Source organism: Pseudomonas sp. 3296 (genome assembly GCF_031456615.1).
Taxonomy (GTDB): domain Bacteria; phylum Pseudomonadota; class Gammaproteobacteria; order Pseudomonadales; family Pseudomonadaceae; genus Aquipseudomonas; species Aquipseudomonas mucoides.
Window position 1 is genome coordinate 46,665 of the sequence record NZ_JAVDUY010000006.1, and the last position, 16,504, is coordinate 63,168.

16 protein-coding genes and 1 pseudogene are annotated in these 16,504 nt (G+C 59.7%); 6 read left to right on the forward strand and 11 right to left on the reverse strand.

What is annotated here, in order from left to right:
- Positions 1–54: 54 nt before the first annotated feature.
- From tauC to J2X66_RS16985, 6 genes are all read right to left on the reverse strand, one after another.
- A complete protein-coding gene (gene tauC / locus J2X66_RS16960) occupies positions 55–888 on the reverse strand; it encodes a taurine ABC transporter permease TauC (RefSeq protein ID WP_310266355.1) in 834 nt (277 codons plus the stop codon).
- A complete protein-coding gene (tauB, locus tag J2X66_RS16965) occupies positions 885–1,679 on the reverse strand; it encodes a taurine ABC transporter ATP-binding subunit (protein ID WP_310266357.1) in 795 nt (264 codons plus the stop codon). Before tauB ends, tauC begins: the two co-directional genes overlap by 4 nt.
- A gap of 16 nt (positions 1,680–1,695) precedes the next feature.
- Positions 1,696–2,673, reverse strand: a complete 978-nt coding sequence (tauA, locus tag J2X66_RS16970; RefSeq protein WP_310266359.1) for a taurine ABC transporter substrate-binding protein — start codon at positions 2,671–2,673, stop codon at positions 1,696–1,698.
- A 216-nt stretch (positions 2,674–2,889) separates the two neighbouring features.
- The gene (gshA, locus tag J2X66_RS16975) at positions 2,890–4,473 is read right to left on the reverse strand and encodes a glutamate--cysteine ligase (RefSeq protein WP_310266362.1); all 1,584 of its coding nucleotides are present in this window, start codon (positions 4,471–4,473) and stop codon (positions 2,890–2,892) included.
- Between the two features lie 208 nt (positions 4,474–4,681).
- Positions 4,682–5,065, reverse strand: coding sequence for a PaaI family thioesterase (locus J2X66_RS16980; RefSeq protein ID WP_104451219.1), 384 nt, complete (start codon positions 5,063–5,065; stop codon positions 4,682–4,684).
- Complete coding sequence (locus J2X66_RS16985; protein ID WP_310266365.1) at positions 5,065–7,389, reverse strand: Tex family protein; 2,325 nt, start codon at positions 7,387–7,389, stop codon at positions 5,065–5,067. Before J2X66_RS16985 ends, J2X66_RS16980 begins: the two co-directional genes overlap by 1 nt.
- A gap of 258 nt (positions 7,390–7,647) precedes the next feature.
- On the opposite strand from J2X66_RS16985, the gene J2X66_RS16990 reads away from it, so the two are divergent.
- From J2X66_RS16990 to J2X66_RS17000, 3 genes are all read left to right on the forward strand, one after another.
- Positions 7,648–7,776 carry a hypothetical protein gene (locus J2X66_RS16990; RefSeq protein WP_256218301.1) on the forward strand — a complete coding sequence of 43 codons (129 nt, stop codon included), beginning with the start codon at positions 7,648–7,650 and terminating at the stop codon, positions 7,774–7,776.
- Positions 7,751–8,491, forward strand: a complete 741-nt coding sequence (gene ompR / locus J2X66_RS16995) for a two-component system response regulator OmpR (RefSeq protein WP_027922237.1) — start codon at positions 7,751–7,753, stop codon at positions 8,489–8,491. Before J2X66_RS16990 ends, ompR begins: the two co-directional genes overlap by 26 nt.
- A gap of 114 nt (positions 8,492–8,605) precedes the next feature.
- The gene (locus tag J2X66_RS17000; RefSeq protein WP_027922236.1) at positions 8,606–9,919 is read left to right on the forward strand and encodes an ATP-binding protein; all 1,314 of its coding nucleotides are present in this window, start codon (positions 8,606–8,608) and stop codon (positions 9,917–9,919) included.
- A gap of 107 nt (positions 9,920–10,026) precedes the next feature.
- Here the strand turns inward: J2X66_RS17000 and rimK are convergent, their stop codons facing one another.
- Both rimK and J2X66_RS17010 read right to left on the reverse strand, forming a co-directional pair.
- Entirely contained in the window at positions 10,027–10,932 is a 906-nt protein-coding gene (gene rimK / locus J2X66_RS17005; RefSeq protein ID WP_007949201.1) for a 30S ribosomal protein S6--L-glutamate ligase, read from the reverse strand.
- Positions 10,929–11,390, reverse strand: a complete 462-nt coding sequence (locus J2X66_RS17010) for an ATP-dependent zinc protease (protein WP_172825959.1) — start codon at positions 11,388–11,390, stop codon at positions 10,929–10,931. Before J2X66_RS17010 ends, rimK begins: the two co-directional genes overlap by 4 nt.
- A 234-nt stretch (positions 11,391–11,624) precedes the next feature.
- On the opposite strand from J2X66_RS17010, the gene J2X66_RS17015 reads away from it, so the two are divergent.
- The gene (locus J2X66_RS17015; protein WP_027922234.1) at positions 11,625–12,032 is read left to right on the forward strand and encodes an RNA-binding S4 domain-containing protein; all 408 of its coding nucleotides are present in this window, start codon (positions 11,625–11,627) and stop codon (positions 12,030–12,032) included.
- A gap of 117 nt (positions 12,033–12,149) precedes the next feature.
- Here J2X66_RS17015 and J2X66_RS17020 read toward each other — a convergent pair.
- Positions 12,150–12,356 (reverse strand): annotated as a pseudogene (locus J2X66_RS17020) (phosphoesterase); the annotation flags it as partial.
- A gap of 76 nt (positions 12,357–12,432) precedes the next feature.
- Here J2X66_RS17020 and hslO point away from each other — a divergent pair.
- Positions 12,433–13,335 (forward strand): Hsp33 family molecular chaperone HslO, encoded by a 903-nt coding sequence (hslO, locus tag J2X66_RS17025; RefSeq protein ID WP_027922233.1) that lies wholly within the window; start codon positions 12,433–12,435, stop codon positions 13,333–13,335.
- Between the two features lie 180 nt (positions 13,336–13,515).
- The gene (locus tag J2X66_RS17030; protein ID WP_027922232.1) at positions 13,516–15,057 is read left to right on the forward strand and encodes a phosphoenolpyruvate carboxykinase; all 1,542 of its coding nucleotides are present in this window, start codon (positions 13,516–13,518) and stop codon (positions 15,055–15,057) included.
- Between the two features lie 58 nt (positions 15,058–15,115).
- On the opposite strand, the gene J2X66_RS17035 is transcribed toward J2X66_RS17030, so the two are convergent.
- Positions 15,116–15,970 (reverse strand): EamA family transporter, encoded by an 855-nt coding sequence (locus J2X66_RS17035; RefSeq protein WP_310267172.1) that lies wholly within the window; start codon positions 15,968–15,970, stop codon positions 15,116–15,118.
- A 43-nt stretch (positions 15,971–16,013) separates the two neighbouring features.
- Positions 16,014–16,367 carry a DUF1493 family protein gene (locus tag J2X66_RS17040; RefSeq protein WP_310266379.1) on the reverse strand — a complete coding sequence of 118 codons (354 nt, stop codon included), beginning with the start codon at positions 16,365–16,367 and terminating at the stop codon, positions 16,014–16,016.
- Positions 16,368–16,504 lie beyond the last annotated feature (137 nt).

The following is a 16,504-nucleotide window of genomic DNA, read 5'->3' on the forward strand; positions in this document are numbered from 1 at the left end:
CTTTCTCTTCAATCCGGGGTGCCGAGCTTTTGGGGTTTTTCACATGATGATTTTTCAGTGAGCCTGGCCGTGCCACGGCACCAGTTTGCGTTGCAGGACGCGCAGGCCCATTTCCATGGCGAAGGCAATCAACGCAATCACCAGAATCCCCAGCACCACCACATCGGTGACCAGGAACTGCGCGGCCGACTGCACCATGAAGCCCAACCCGCTGGTGGCGGCGATCAATTCGGCGGCGACCAGTGTCGACCAGCCCACACCCAAGCCAATGCGCACACCGGTCAAAATGTCCGGCAAGGCACTCGGCAGAATCACATGACGAATCAACTGTGCCCGAGTCGCGCCCAGCGACTGCGCCGCACGTAGTTTGGCCGGGTCAACGGTACGCACCCCGGTAGCGGTGGCGATGGCAATCGGGGCGAAAATCGCCAGGTAGATCAGCAACACTTTCGACAACTCACCAATGCCGCACCAGATCACGATCAGCGGCAAATAAGCCAGCGGAGGAATCGGGCGGTAGAACTCGATCAGCGGATCAAGAATGCCGCGCGCGATACGGTTGTGACCGATGGCGATACCCACCGGCACCGCCGTCAACACGGCAAAGCCCAGACCCAGGCCGATGCGGCTAAGGCTCGCGCCCAAGTGCTGCCACAACGTCGAATCCATATAGCCGGTGGTCACCAGCAGCCAGCCCTTTTGCAGCACGGCGGACGGTGGCGGCAGGAACAGTGGTTCGATCATCCCCGTGGCGGTCACCGCCCACCAGATAGCAACGAGCGCGACCAGTGTCAGTACGCTGATCCAGCGTGTGCTCAAACGGCGACGAACCGGAATCACCGTCGAACCGTGTTTTACCGCAATGGCCGGAATTTGATAGCTGCTCATGCGCGCTCCTGCCGCGTGGCGGCGCTGCGTTGGGAGAACACTTTGGCGAGTACGTGTTCGCGGGTTTCGATAAAGCGTGGGTCGGACTTGATGGCTCGAGCGGATTCACCGGCGGCGTAACGCTGACCGAAATCCAGGCTTAGACGCTCGACGATTTGCCCTGGGTTCGGTGCCAGCAGAATCAGGTCGGTGGCGAGGAACACGGCCTCTTCAATGTCGTGGGTAATCAGGAATACGGGTTTGGCGGTGCGCTGCCAGACTTGCAGCAGCAACTCTTGCATCTGCTCGCGGGTGAACGCATCGAGGGCGCCAAAGGGCTCGTCCATGAGCAAGACACGAGGATCGGCAGCCAATGCGCGAGCGAGGCCGACACGTTGCTTCTGGCCGCCCGAGAGTTGCCAGATGCGACGGTGTTCGAAGCCGGTCAGGTCGACCAGGGCGAGCATTTCCCTGGCACGGATTTCGCGTTTTTCCCGGGAAACACCGGCCAGTTCAAGACCGAAGCCAACGTTGGCCAACACGTCCTGCCAAGGCAGTAATGCGTCGTCCTGAAACACCACGCCGCGTTCGGCGCTCGGGCCTTTGACCGGCACACCATCCAGGGTGATGCGCCCGGCACTCGGTTCGACAAAACCGGCAATCAGATTCAACAGCGAAGTCTTGCCACTGCCGGACGGGCCGAGGGCGACCAGCAATTGCTGGGGCCCAAGACTCAGGGAAATATCCGCCAGTACCGGTTCCGGACTGCCGGGGTACTGTGCGCTGACGCGCTCCAGCTGTAGCAAGGCCATCGCAGTGAACTCCCGATCAGTTGGTGATGAACTTGGCGCTGACGTACGGTGCGTAGTCCGGCAGCACGGCTTCGACCTTGCCTTGCTCCTTGAGGAACGTGGCGGTGTCGGTGATGGCCTTGGTGGTCGGCGCGCCGAGGGTGATCACTTGATCAGCCGCCAGCGGGTAGACGTTGCCTTGCAGCAGCAGCGGAATATCGCTGGCCTTGGCGCCGGAGAGTTTCACCAGTTTGTCGACGTTGGATTGATTGGCGAGCCAGGCTTTCGGGTCTTTGCGGTAATCGGCGTAGGCGTCGAGGGTGACCTTGGCGAACGCGGTGACGATTTCCGGGTGCTTCTCGGCGAAGTCTTTGCGCACGATCCAGGCATCAAACGTCGGCGCGCCGAACTTGGCCAGTTCGCCCGAGGTGATCAGCACTGTGCCGTTTTCCTTGGCCACGCCAAGGGCTGGGTCCCAGACGTAGGTGGCGTCGATGTCACCGCGTTTCCACGCGGCGATGATCGCTGGCGGCGCGAGGTTGAGCACGGTGACTTTCGACGGGTCGATGTTCCAGTGTTTCAGCGCAGCCAACAGGCTGTAGTGACCGGTGGACACGAAGGGCACGGCGATTTTCTTGCCGATCAGGTCTTGTGGCGTCTTGATCCCGGAACCGTCACGCGCGACGAGGGCTTCAGCGGCGCCGATCTGGGTAGCGATGAGAAAGGTTTCGACCGGGACTTTGCGGGTGATCGCAGCGGTCAGGGGGCTGGAACCAAGGTAGCCAATCTGCACGTCGCCGGAGGCAATGGCGGCGATGATGTCGGCGCCGTTGTCGAATTTGCGCCAGTCGATTTTAGCGTTGGTGGCTTTTTCGTAAGCGCCGTCGGCCTGGGCAACTTTCGCCGGGTCCACGGTGGTCTGGTAAGCGACGGTGACGTCAGCCGCCTGGGCAAAGAAACTCGCTGCAGCCAGAGAGGCGGCTGCCAGGAGGCGAAGAGGGAAGTGCAGTTTCATTGGGAAGCTCCTTGTCAGGCGACCGAGAGTCGGCGTGAAAGGAGACTAAATGATCTAAGAATACGAAAATAAATAACTTTTTCGTATTAGCTTATGTGTGGAAAACGCTATGCCTGCCCCTGATCGTTCCCACACTCCGAGTGGGAACGCAGCCCTTGAGACATTCCCATGCAGAGCATGGGAACGATCAATGAGCAGGGGACCTGCCTTGGCTGGTCAGTTACTGATCGCCAGAATACTCGCCTGATACGACCCGACAAACACATCGAAATCGCCGACTTCGTTCTGCTCCAGTTCAACCTGTGCTGCCAGCGACGAACGCGCCAGGCTTTCAAACTTCGCCTGGTCTTCACTACTCAAAGGCTCGCTACGGAAATACTCCGCATGCGCCCGGCTCTGACGCAGTGAGAACTGAGCAAAGCTTTCCTCGTGTTCCGCCATCGCTGCCAGCACTTGGGCAGAAGGCGTCAACGATGGATCCTTGACCTTGGCCAACTGCGTATCCAGCGCCTTGCTATGAGCGTCGCCACCATGGCTTTGATCGAGCATCGCGGCCAACGGAGCAATCTGCTCCAGCAACTCGCTGGCCCATTCCTTGAGGTCCACCGGCTGTCCGTCGCGCTGCAATTGCAGGCCAGGGCGGCGACCTTCCTTGACCACGCTGAGGAAGTTCGAGGTGGCGTTGCTGCAGGAAGTATTGGTCAACAGCGGACTGTCGTTCAGGGCGCAATACAGCAGGAACGCGTCGAGGAAGCGCGACTCGGTGAGGTCGATGCCCATCGGCAGGAACGGGTTGATGTCCAGACAACGCACTTCAACGTACTGAATGCCACGGGCCACCAGCGCCTGAATCGGCCGTTCGCCGGTGTAGGTCACACGTTTCGGGCGGATGTTGGAGTAGTACTCGTTTTCGATCTGCAAAATATTGGTGTTGAGTTGAACCCACTCACCGTCCTGATGCGTGCCGATTTCGACATACGGCGCATACGGCGTGGCGACCGCTTTGCGCAGGCTATCGGTGTAGCTCGACAGGTCGTTGTAGCACGGCGTCAGACCGGCCTGGGCGTTGCTCTGGTAACCCAGGTCGCTCATGCGCAGGCTGGTGGCGTACGGCAAGTACAAGGTGTCCGGGTCCAGTTGTTCCAACTGGTGCGAGCGACCCCGCAGGAAACCGGCGTCCAGCGCAGGCGAGGCGCCGAACAGGTACATCAGCAGCCAGCTGTAGCGGCGGAAGTTACGGATCAGCGCGATGTAGGCCGAGGACTGATAGTCGCGGTCGGTGCCGACAAAGCCTTCCGACGCCTTGAGCAACGGCCAGAGCTTTTCCGGCAGGGAAAAGTTGTAGTGGATCCCGGCGATGCACTGCATGGTCTTGCCGTACCGCAGGGCCAGGCCCTTGCGGTAAACGTACTTGAGCTGACCGATGTTGGACGTGCCGTAATAGGCGATCGGAATGTCTTCCTCGGCCGGCAACGGGCACGGCATCGAGGGGCTCCACAGAAACTCGTTGCCGAGCTTGCTGTAGGCAAAGCGATGGATCTTGTCCAGGCTCGCCAGCGTGTCCGCCGGATCGGGCAGGGCGGGCGTGATGAACTCCAGCAGCGACTCGGAATAGTCGGTGGTGATTTGTTCGTTGGTCAGCGCGGAACCCAATTCTTCCGGGTGCGGCGTTTGCGCCAGGCGACCTTCGCCGGTCACGCGCAGGCATTCACGTTCGATGCCGTGAAGGCACTGTTCGAGCAGAGAGAGGTTAGCGCGCTCGCCGAGCAGGGCCAGGCGGCGGTTGAGAAGTTCGCTCAAGTTGGATTCCTTCACGCGTCAGTCGCCCCAATATGGGGGTGGGCAAGACGGTCTACAAGGGTGAAGTTAAAACTGGCGTTTTCGCCTGGTTTTTTCGAGCCGCACAGGCCTAATGCCGGTCAGTCAGGAATTGCACAAACCCTGTGGGAGCTAGCTCGCTCCCACAGGTTGCATTGCGCCGAAATTAACTCAAATCGATGACATCTAGCTACAGGACAGCGAACGTGCCTTGTGCTTTTGCGACCAGTTTGTCGCCTTGCATCACATCGGCCTCGACCACAAGCGTGCGGCGGCCCGGGTGGATCACCCGCGCTGTGCACATCACTTCACCGTCTGAAACAGCACGGATGTAGTTGATCTTGCATTCGATGGTCGCGCTCTGCTGGTCAAAGCCGTGGGTGCTGGAGCAGGCCAGCCCCATGGCAATGTCCACCAGACTGAACAAAGCCCCGCCGTGCAGCTTGCCGCCGCGATTGCGTAGCTCTGGCTCCAGCGCCAGGGCGACGTGCGCCACCCCGGTTTCCAGGCTGTGCAAGCGACACCCAAGCAACTTGAAAAAAGCGCTTTCGGTCAGCCCGGCAGGGATGTCCATCAGCGTTTCTTCAGCTGCTTGGCGTTGGCGAACAACGAAGCCATCGCGTTGTTGCTCGGGGCTGGTGCAGTGGTTTCCTTGCGCGGTGCGGTGTTCTGGGACTGGCGTGGTGCCGACCCTGGACGTGCACCGCGCGCACCGTCGATCTTCTCGCCCGGGGTGTCGCTCATGCGCATCGACAGGCCCACGCGTTTGCGCGGGATGTCGACTTCCATGACCTTCACCTTCACCACATCACCAGCCTTAACCGCTTCACGTGGATCCTTGATGAACTTCTCCGAAAGCGCAGAAATATGCACCAAACCGTCTTGATGCACGCCAATGTCGACGAACGCGCCAAAGTTGGTCACGTTGGTGACCACGCCTTCGAGGATCATGCCCAGTTCGAGGTCCTTGAGGTCTTCGACGCCTTCCTGGAACTCGGCGGTCTTGAACTCTGGACGCGGGTCACGCCCCGGTTTTTCCAGTTCTTGCAGGATGTCGGTGACCGTTGGCAGACCGAAGGTTTCGTCGGTGTACTTCTTCGGATCAAGACGCTTGAGGAAGCTGGCGTCGCCGATCAGTGAGCGGATGTCGCGGTCGGTTTCAGCGGCAATGCGCTGCACCAGCGGATAGGCTTCCGGGTGAACGGCCGACGAATCCAGCGGGTTGTCGCCGTTCATCACCCGCAGGAAGCCTGCGGCCTGTTCGAAGGTTTTTTCGCCCAAGCGTGCGACTTTCTTCAACGCGGCGCGGGTTTTGAACGCGCCGTGTTCGTCACGGTGGCTGACGATGTTCTGCGCCAGGGTCGCGTTGAGGCCGGAGATACGGGCCAGCAGCGCCACGGAGGCAGTGTTGACGTCGACGCCCACGGCGTTCACGCAGTCCTCGACCACCGCGTCCAGGCCGCGGGCCAGTTTCAGCTGCGACACGTCGTGCTGGTACTGGCCGACGCCGATGGATTTCGGATCGATCTTCACCAGCTCGGCCAGTGGATCCTGCAAGCGACGGGCAATCGACACCGCGCCACGGATCGACACGTCCAGATCCGGGAATTCTTTCGAAGCCAGTTCCGACGCCGAGTAAACCGATGCGCCGGCCTCGGAGACCATGACCTTGGTCATTTTCATCGCCGGGTATTTTTTGATCAGCTCAGCGGCCAGCTTGTCGGTTTCGCGGCTGGCGGTGCCGTTGCCGATGGCGATCAGGTCGACCGAGTGCTTGGCGCACAGGGCGGCCAGAACGGCGAGGGTCTGATCCCACTTGTTGTGTGGCACGTGCGGGTGAACCGTGGCGTGATCCAGCAACTTGCCGGTGGCGTCGACCACGGCGACCTTGCAGCCGGTGCGCAGGCCCGGGTCGAGGCCCAGGGTGGCGCGCGGGCCGGCCGGGGCCGACAGCAGCAAGTCGTGCAGGTTGTGCGCGAACACGTTGATCGCTTCGGTTTCCGCGCCATCGCGCAGTTCACCCAGCAAGTCGGTTTCGAGGTGGGTGTAAAGCTTGACCTTCCAGGTCCAGCGCACCACTTCGCCCAACCATTTGTCGGCGGCGCGATTCTGGTTCTGGATACCGAATTGCTGGCCGATCATGCCTTCGCACGGGTGCATGGTGCCCGGCAGCTCGTCGCCGACTTTCAGCGCCGAACTCAGAATGCCTTCGTTACGGCCACGGAAAATCGCCAGCGCGCGGTGCGACGGCATGCTTTTCAGCGGTTCATCGTGTTCGAAGTAGTCGCGGAACTTGGCGCCTTCCTCTTCCTTGCCGGCAATGACGCGGGCACTGAGAGTGGCTTCCTGCTTCAAGTAGCTGCGCAGTTTGTCCAGCAAACCGGCGTCTTCGGCGAAGCGTTCCATGAGGATGTACTTGGCGCCTTCGAGGGCTGCCTTTACATCGGCCACGCCTTTTTCGGCGTTGATGAAGCGTGCGGCTTCGGTGTCCGGGGTCAGGGTCGGGTCGTTGAACAGACCGTCGGCCAGTTCGCCGAGGCCGGCTTCCAGGGCGATCTGGCCCTTGGTGCGGCGCTTCTGCTTGTACGGCAGGTACAAGTCTTCGAGGCGGGTCTTGGTGTCGGCGAGTTTGATGTCGCGCTCAAGTGCAGGGGTCAGCTTGCCTTGCTCTTCGATGCTGGCGAGGATGCTGATGCGCCGTTCGTCGAGTTCTCGCAGGTAGCGCAGACGCTCTTCCAGATGACGCAACTGGATGTCATCGAGGCTGCCGGTCACTTCTTTCCGGTAACGGGCGATGAAGGGAACGGTAGAGCCTTCATCGAGTAGCGCGACGGCCGCTTCGACCTGTTGTGGGCGTACACCGAGTTCCTCGGCGATGCGGCTGTTGATGCTGTCCATAAAACCACCTGACAAATTGTGAAAGCAGGCTCGCAGGCGCAGAATCAAAGGCTCTGCGAGTCTGGTTGAGCGGCCTGGCCTGCGCCGCTGCCTGGATCAAAGGGCACCCCATTGACCCGTGAAATCGAACAATTACTGCGCACGCCCGGGAAATAAATGGCGCCGCTCTGTCGTACCTGTCTGATGTTGCCTGACACAAAAGGCCGCGCATTATAACCAGCGTTCGGCCGTTCGGGGGCATCGCAGACTGGAGGGACAATGGCCGGTTTGCTGGCGGTGGAGGAAAAATCTGCTAACAATGCACACGGTGCGTATAACGGCAGCTACGCCATAATGCGCGCCGAGCTAAAAGGAGCATCTAATGAGCAGCACTGCAAACATTGCTGAAGGCGAAAAAATTCTTATTGTTGACGACGATCCGGGGCTCAGCAGCCTGCTGGAACGCTTTTTCGTCAGCAAGGGCTACCGCGCCCGCGCCGTACCGAACACCGAGCAAATGGACCGCCTGCTGGCACGCGAAGTGTTCAACCTGGTCGTCCTCGACCTGATGCTGCCCGGCGAAGACGGCTTGACCGCTTGCCGCCGCCTGCGCACGGCGAACAATCAGATCCCGATCATCATGCTGACCGCCAAGGGCGACGAGCTGAGCCGTATCAAGGGCCTGGAACTGGGCGCCGACGATTACCTGGCCAAGCCGTTCAACCCGGACGAGCTGATGGCTCGCGTCAAAGCGGTCCTGCGTCGTCAGTCGACGCCTGTGCCGGGTGCACCGGGCAGCGAAGACGAAAGCGTGACCTTCGGTGATTACGAGTTGTCGCTGGCGACCCGCGAACTCAAGCGCGGTGACGAAGTGCACATGCTCACCACCGGTGAGTTTGCGGTCCTCAAGGCATTGGTCATGAACGCGCGTCAGCCATTGACCCGCGACAAACTGATGAACCTGGCCCGTGGCCGCGAGTGGGATGCCCTGGAGCGTTCCATCGACGTGCAGATTTCCCGTCTGCGCCGGATGATCGAACCCGATCCGTCCAAGCCGCGTTACATCCAGACTGTCTGGGGCGTGGGCTACGTGTTCGTTCCGGATGGCGCCGCCACCAAGTGATCGGCGATTTGTAGGAGCGGGTCTTGCGGACAACGGTCAGATGACTTTGTCCGCAGACTCGCGATCCGCAATATGCGAGCATCGCTCGCTCCTGCAAGTGTGTAGCGGTTATCCATGAAAACCCCCGTTTGGTTCCCCCAGAGTTTCTTCTCCCGCACCCTTTGGCTGGTGCTGATCGTCGTCCTGTTTTCCAAGGCGCTGACCCTGGTCTATCTGTTGATGAACGAAGACGTGCTGGTGGACCGTCAATACAGCCACGGCGTCGCCCTGACGCTGCGCGCCTATTGGGCCGCCGATGAAGAAAACCGCGCGAAAATTGCCGATGCCGCCACCCTGATCCGGGTAGTGGGTGCGGGTGTACCGGAGGGTGAACAGCATTGGCCGTACAGCGAGATTTACCAGCGGCAGATGCAGGCCGAACTGGGTGCCGACACTGAAGTTCGATTGCGCATGCACTCACCACCGGCGCTGTGGGTCCGGGCGCCAAGCCTGGGCGATGGCTGGCTGAAAGTGCCGCTGTATCCCCATCCGTTGCGTGGGCAGAAAATCTGGAACGTGCTCGGCTGGTTCCTCGCTATTGGCTTGCTGTCGACTGCGTCGGCGTGGATTTTCGTCAGTCAGCTCAATCAACCGTTGAAACGTCTGGTGTATGCCGCAAGGCAACTTGGCCAGGGACGCAGCGTGCGTCTGCCGATCAGCGATACGCCCAGTGAAATGACTGAGGTGTACCGCGCCTTTAATCAGATGGCCGAGGATGTCGAGCAGGCCGGGCGTGAGCGCGAATTGATGCTGGCGGGGGTGTCCCACGACTTGCGTACGCCTTTGACCCGATTGCGCCTGTCCCTTGAGTTGATGGGGGATCGCACCGATCTCACCGACGACATGGTGCGTGACATTGAGGACATGGACGCGATTCTCGACCAGTTTCTGGCGTTCATTCGCGATGGCCGTGACGAGTCGGTGGAAGAGGTGGACCTCAGCGACCTGGTTCGTGAAGTCGCTGCGCCGTACAACCAGAGTGAAGAAAAGGTCCGTCTGCGCCTGGAGCCGATTCAGCCGTTTCCATTGCGTCGTGTGTCGATGAAACGCCTGTTGAACAACCTGATCGGCAATGCCCTGCATCACGCGGGCAGTGGCGTCGAGGTGGCGGCCTATGTCTCCGGCGATACCAGCGCACCGTATGTGGTACTGAGTGTCATGGACCGTGGGGCGGGGATTGATCCTTCCGAGCTGGAAGCGATCTTCAATCCGTTCACCCGGGGGGATCGTGCCCGGGGTGGCAAGGGGACTGGATTGGGTTTGGCGATCGTGAAGCGGATCGCTTCGATGCATGGCGGGAATGTAGAGCTGCGCAACCGCTCCGGTGGCGGGCTGGAAGCGCGGGTGCGGTTGCCGCTGGGGTTGATGTTGCCTCGGGATGCGGTCTGACGACAGCTGCGAGCGGCAAGCTGCAAGCCTCAAGTGAAAAGCAAGTCCAGCGTTAAGCCGCTGTCGCTTTTCCCTTGCCGCTTAAAGCTTGCCGCTTAAAGCTGCTTCTATCCCTTGCCTTTGGTGCGCGTCATATTCGGCCCACCATTCTTCTCCAGATGCTCAATGATGATCCCCGCCACATTCTTCCCGGTGGTGGTCTCGATTCCTTCCAGACCCGGTGACGAATTCACTTCCATCACCAGCGGCCCGTGATTCGAACGCAAGATATCCACACCCGCCACCGCCAGGCCCATTACCTTCGCCGCACGCAATGCAGTCATGCGTTCTTCCGGGGTGATCTTGATCAGGCTGGCGCTGCCACCCCGATGCAGGTTTGAGCGAAACTCCCCAGGTTTGGCCTGGCGCTTCATCGCCGCAATCACCTTGTCACCGACCACGAAGCAACGAATGTCCGCGCCGCCGGCTTCCTTGATGTACTCCTGAACCATGATGTTCTGCTTCAGGCCCATGAACGCTTCGATTACCGACTCTGCCGCCGTCGCGGTTTCACACAGCACCACGCCGATGCCTTGGGTGCCTTCCAGCACCTTGATCACCAGCGGGGCGCCGTTGACCATGTCGATCAGGTCGGGAATGTCATCCGGGGAGTGCGCGAACCCGGTTACCGGCAAACCGATGCCGCGACGTGACAGCAATTGCAGCGAGCGCAGTTTGTCCCGCGAGCGGGCAATGGCCACCGATTCATTGAGCGGAAACACGCCCATCATTTCAAATTGACGCAACACCGCGCAGCCATAGAACGTTACCGACGCACCGATCCGGGGAATCACCGCATCGAACCCTTCCAGCGGTTTGCCGCGGTAGTGGATCTGCGGCTTGTGACTGGCAATGTTCATGTAGGCGCGCAGGGTGTCGATCACCACCATTTCGTGGCCACGCTCGGTACCGGCTTCAACCAGACGACGAGTGGAATACAGACGCGGGTTCCGCGACAGCACAGCGATCTTCATGCAACACCTGTGGAGGAGGTAGATACCGGGAACACCGGCTTGTCTTGTACGTACTTGATGCCCGGATTGACCACGAGTTGGCCGTGAATCAGGGCTTTGGAACCGAGTAACAGGCGATAACGCATGGATTTGCGGCAGGCGAGCGTGAACTCAACCTTCCAGACCCGATCACCGAGGGCCAGGGTGGTACTGACCACGTAGCGCTTCTGCGCGTGGCCGTTGGAGCTTTTAATGGTTTTCATCGTCACCAGCGGCGCTTCACAGCGTCGATGACGCAATTGCACCACCGTGCCCAAGTGCGCGGTGAAGCGAACCCACTGCTCGCCATCGCGCTCGAACGGCTCGATGTCGGTGGCATGCAGGCTGGAGGTACTGGCGCCGGTGTCGATTTTTGCCCGCAGGCCCGCGACTCCCAAATCAGGGAGCGCCACCCACTCGCGCAGACCGACAACGGTCAAATGATCAAATGTCTTCAAAGTTGCTCAACCGGTAGAAACCGCACGGCCCGCAAGCGGCCGAATTCGCGGTATTCACGCAGAATAATGGTTAAAAGGCGACAGATATCTACGGCCCGGATTTCCAGCCCTCCGAGGAGGTTCTGGAATGCATGCATTGTAATCCGCGCCGGTGCAATTCTTGGTACGACTGAAACGGTAGTACAGTTCACCAATATTTCAGAATGAGGAAATCCCATGGCACAAAAAAACGAAGAGGACGACAAAGTCCGTCTCGATAAATGGTTGTGGGCCGCGCGTTTCTACAAAACCCGAGCCTTGGCCAAGGCTGCGATTGAAAGCGGTAAGGTGCATTGCCGCGGCGAGCGCTGCAAGCCAGGCAAGGAGCCAAGAGTAGGCGACGAATTTGTGATTCGCGCAGGTTTCGAAGAGCGCACGGTGGTGGTTCAGGCATTGTCGATCGTTCGTCGTGGCGCGCCGGAGGCCCAGACACTGTATGCCGAAACCGAGGCCAGCATCGCCAAGCGCGAAAACGCCGCGGCCCAGCGCAAGGCGGGTGCGTTGGGGATGACCACCGATGGCAAGCCGAGCAAGAAGCAACGCCGGGATCTGTTCAAGTTTCGGGGCAGCAGCAACGACGAGTGAGATATCCAGCCATCGCGGGCAAGCCCGCTCCCACAGGGGTATGCGATCTACTGTGGGAGTGTGGTTTGCCCGCGATCGAGTGTGCAGCACCCGCCTGACGCCACCTTATCCCCAGGGAAGACTTGCAATTGCCCGGTCGAGTAACCATATCGGGTGATTCGCCAACGGAGCATCGAGCGGACCAACAGCCACTCGTCGAAAATCACACACAGCCTCTGACCTGTAGGCCATAACCAGAAGGCCAGCAACGCCAGAGACGCAAAATCGCGAGAGCCCAAACCGGCGGACGTTCCACCTTGCTTGGAACTACCCCGGATTGTTCATAAAATGCCGGCCATGCCGAGCACTCGCGATTTTTGCCCGTTGAACCCCATTGTCACCACTTCAGATACCCAGACCTATGACCGACCTACCGGATAACGACTTCACCCAACGCTTCATCTTCGATGACAGCGACACCCGTGGCGAGCTGGTCTCGTTGGAGCTCAGCTACGCCGAAGTCCTGGCCAAGCACGCCTATCCGGAACCGGTCCAGCAACTGCTCGGCGAACTGATGGCGGCCGCCTCGCTGCTGGTCGGCGCGCTGAAGTTCGATGGCTTGCTGATCCTTCAGGCCCGTTCCGACGGCCCGATCCCGCTGCTGATGATCGAGTGCTCCAGTGAGCGCGATATTCGCGGCCTGGCCCGTTACGAAGCTGACCAGATCGCCCCTGACGCGACGCTTGCCGACCTGATGCCGAACGGCGTCCTGGCGCTGACGGTCGACCCGACCCACGGCCAGCGTTACCAAGGCATCGTCGACCTCGACGGCGAAACCCTGTCCGAGTGCTTCACCAACTATTTCGTCATGTCCCAACAGGTCGGTACGCGCTTCTGGCTGTACGCCGATGGCCGCCGTGCCCGTGGCCTGCTGTTGCAGCAATTGCCCGCAGACCGTTTGAAAGATGAAGAAGAACGCGCCGCCAGCTGGCAGCACATCACCGCGCTGGGTAGCACCCTGACCGCGGATGAACTGCTGAGCCTGGACAACGAAACCGTGCTCCATCGCCTCTATCACGAAGAGCAGGTGCGCCTGTTCGACGTGCAGAAACTACGCTTCCGTTGCAGCTGCTCCCGCGAACGTTCCGCCAATGCCCTGGTCAGTCTGGGGGTGGAGGATGCGCAAAACCTGGTCGTCGAACACGGTGGCAACATCGAAATCGATTGTCAGTTTTGCAATCAGCGCTACCTGTTCGATGCCGCCGATATCGCTCAATTATTCGCCGGAGCGGGCGTCGACACGCCGTCAGATACCCGTCACTAAAACGGTTCAGCGCAGGTAAATTCACTGGTTAGCGCCGGTATTACGCCGTTACGACGGGAGGGCCCTACTCTTTTTGGGCTTTTCTGGCATAATCCGGCCCACTTTTTCTCGCGGTAGTAGTGCACGACTTTCTACTACAAAACGTTTGGAGCACTCGGCCACTGGCCGATGGGGAACCTCATGACGCAAGCCAATAACGCCGTGTACACCGATCTGAGTGTTGATGATCTGGTTAAAGAAGCCCTGAATCGCGGTGAAGGCGAGCTTGCCGATACCGGCGCGCTGGTTGTTCGCACCGGTCACCGTACCGGCCGTTCGCCAGTCGACCGTTTCATCGTTGACGAGCCGACCACTCAGGCTGCTATCGCCTGGGGCCCGATCAACCGCAAGTTCCCGGCCGACAAGTTCGATGCCCTGTGGGACCGTGTCGAGGCGTTCAACAACGCGCAAGAGCATTTCGTTTCCCACGTGCATGTAGGTGCGTCGGCCGATCACTACCTGGCCGTGAAAATGACCACCCAGACTGCCTGGCAGAACCTGTTCGGTCGTTGCCTGTTCATCAACCCGGCCCAGTACAACCCGGCTGGCCGTGATGAGTGGCAGGTGCTCAACGTCGCCAACTTCGAATGCGTGCCTGAGCGTGACGGCACCAACTCCGATGGTTGCGTGATCATCAACTTCGCACAGAAGAAAGTGCTGATCGCCGGCATGCGTTACGCCGGTGAAATGAAGAAAGCCATGTTCTCCGTGCAGAACTTCCTGCTGCCGGCTTCCGACGTACTGCCAATGCACTGCGCCGCCAACATCGGCGAAGCAGGCGACGTGACCCTGTTCTTCGGTCTGTCCGGCACCGGTAAAACCACTCTGTCGGCCGACGAAAGCCGTTACCTGATCGGTGACGACGAGCACGGCTGGGGCGAGGGCGTGGTGTTCAACATCGAAGGCGGTTGCTATGCCAAGTGCATCGACTTGTCCGAGAAGAACGAGCCGGTCATCTGGAAAGCCATCAAGCACGGCGCAGTCCTGGAAAACGTCGTTATCGATGACGCCAAGCACGCCGACTACGCTGACGTCAGCCTGACCCAGAACAGCCGCGCAGCCTATCCGCTGGAGCACGTTGCCAAGCGTTCCGAGAAGAACCTCGGTGGCGAGCCAAACGCTGTGATCTTCCTGACCTGCGACCTGACCGGCGTGCTGCCGCCAGTGTCGATCCTGAGCGAAGAACAAGCGGCCTACCACTTCCTGTCCGGCTACACCGCACTGGTGGGCTCGACCGAAATGGGTTCCGGCAGCGGCATCAAGTCGACCTTCTCCACCTGCTTCGGCGCACCGTTCTTCCCGCGTCCGGCTGGTGAATACGCTGAGCTGCTGATCAAGCGCATCCGCGGTTTCGGCTCCAAGGTTTACCTGGTCAACACCGGCTGGACCGGTGGCGGCTACGGCGTTGGCAAGCGCTTCAACATCCCGACCACCCGTGGCGTGATTGCCGCGATCCAGAGCGGCGCGTTGATCGGTGCTGAAACCGAACACCTCGACACCATCAACCTCGACGTGCCATTGGTTGTACCGGGCGTTGAGACCGGCCTGTTGAACCCGCGTAACACCTGGGCTGACAAGGCTGCTTACGATGAAGCCGCTAAAGCACTGGCCGGTTTGTTTGTCGAGAACTTCAAGAAATTTGAAGTGAGCGACGCGATCAAGGCTGCCGGGCCTAAGTTGTAAGCGTTGGTTTGATGTGAAAAAAGCCGCCCTTTGGGGCGGCTTTTTTTTGGGCGTTGTTTCAGGTTTTCAGATGCAGCACGAACGCGCCAACCAGGACCAACACGACGCCCAGCACCTGCACCTTCATCAGTCTTTCCTTGAAGAACACATAGCCCAGAATGGCGGCAATTCCACCGGACAACGTGCTGATCACCGTCACTACCGAAACCGACCCCGCCACTGCGCCCCAGGCGAAAGAGGAGAACCCGCCGAGGTTCATCAGGCTGGCACCGGTCAATGTCATGCAGTTTTTCAATGGCGGAATTTTCAAGCCGTCCTTGATCTTCAACACCATCAATACCAGCACGACCAACCCCACCAGATAGGCAAGCCAAAGCATCGTCACTGGTCCAAGCACCGGAAGAACGAAATGGCCTTGCAGCCAAAAACTGGTGCCATAAAAAACCGCCGCCAGAAGCGCATAGGCAATCGAGCTACTGGACTGAGTGCTGTGTGGAAGCTTTGAATCGGCGTGGATGCTGGAAAGGATGACCCCGATCACGCAGAGCGCGATGCACAATGACTGGATCAGATTGATCTGTTCACCCGCGGCCCAGGACAGCAGCGTAGTGACTACGCCGTAGGAGGTCACCAGCGGCGCGACGATAGATGCTTTGCCGAGGGCGAATGCCTTGGACAACGCCAAGGCACCGGACACGGTGAGCACGGCGGCGACAATGCCGAACAGCCAGACATCAAGCGATGCCGACAATGATTTGAGAATAAAGGCAGGAAAGGCGATCAACAGCACGCTCATGATGCTGAAACCCAACGCCTGACCGAAATATACCGCGCGTTTAACGCCGACCGCACGGGCGTTCAAACCCACCAGAAAATCCGTACCGCCCCACAGCAAGGCAGCCAGTAAACCCATCAATACGTCCACGCTATGTCCTTATAGGTGTGCGCTGCGGACGTTAGAGGCCTTCCAGCGTCTGAGTGTCCCAGCGTTGGGCCTTGATGGCCTGATAGAGCATTGCGATGGTCAGCGGCAGTTTGTCGCCACGTCCCTTGGCTTTGCGTTTGAGGAACACATCGTAGCCTTCGGGTTGGAAGTAGCGATAGTTGTCATAGTCGATGAAGTCGATCCCGAACTGTTCTTCCAGCGCTTCTATCAAATGCCGCGCATCGGCACCGTCGCAACCCAGGTCGAAGTTGATCGAGGTGGTGAGGCTGATGGTTTTGCGTTCGGGCAGACCGAGTTCTTCGTGCAGCAGCTGCATGAGCAGGTGCATGGTGTGGTCGTCGGGGAAGTTGGGGGCGAGGTTCATTACGCAGATGTCTGGTTGGGCTTACGCGGATCTTATTGGGGGGCTGACTTTGGGGGAAGGGTGGATCTGCTTTTGCCTTCGACAAAGGCATTGGAACGATCCCGGTTTCCCCTGGCTTGCCCTTGTAGTGCATCAAT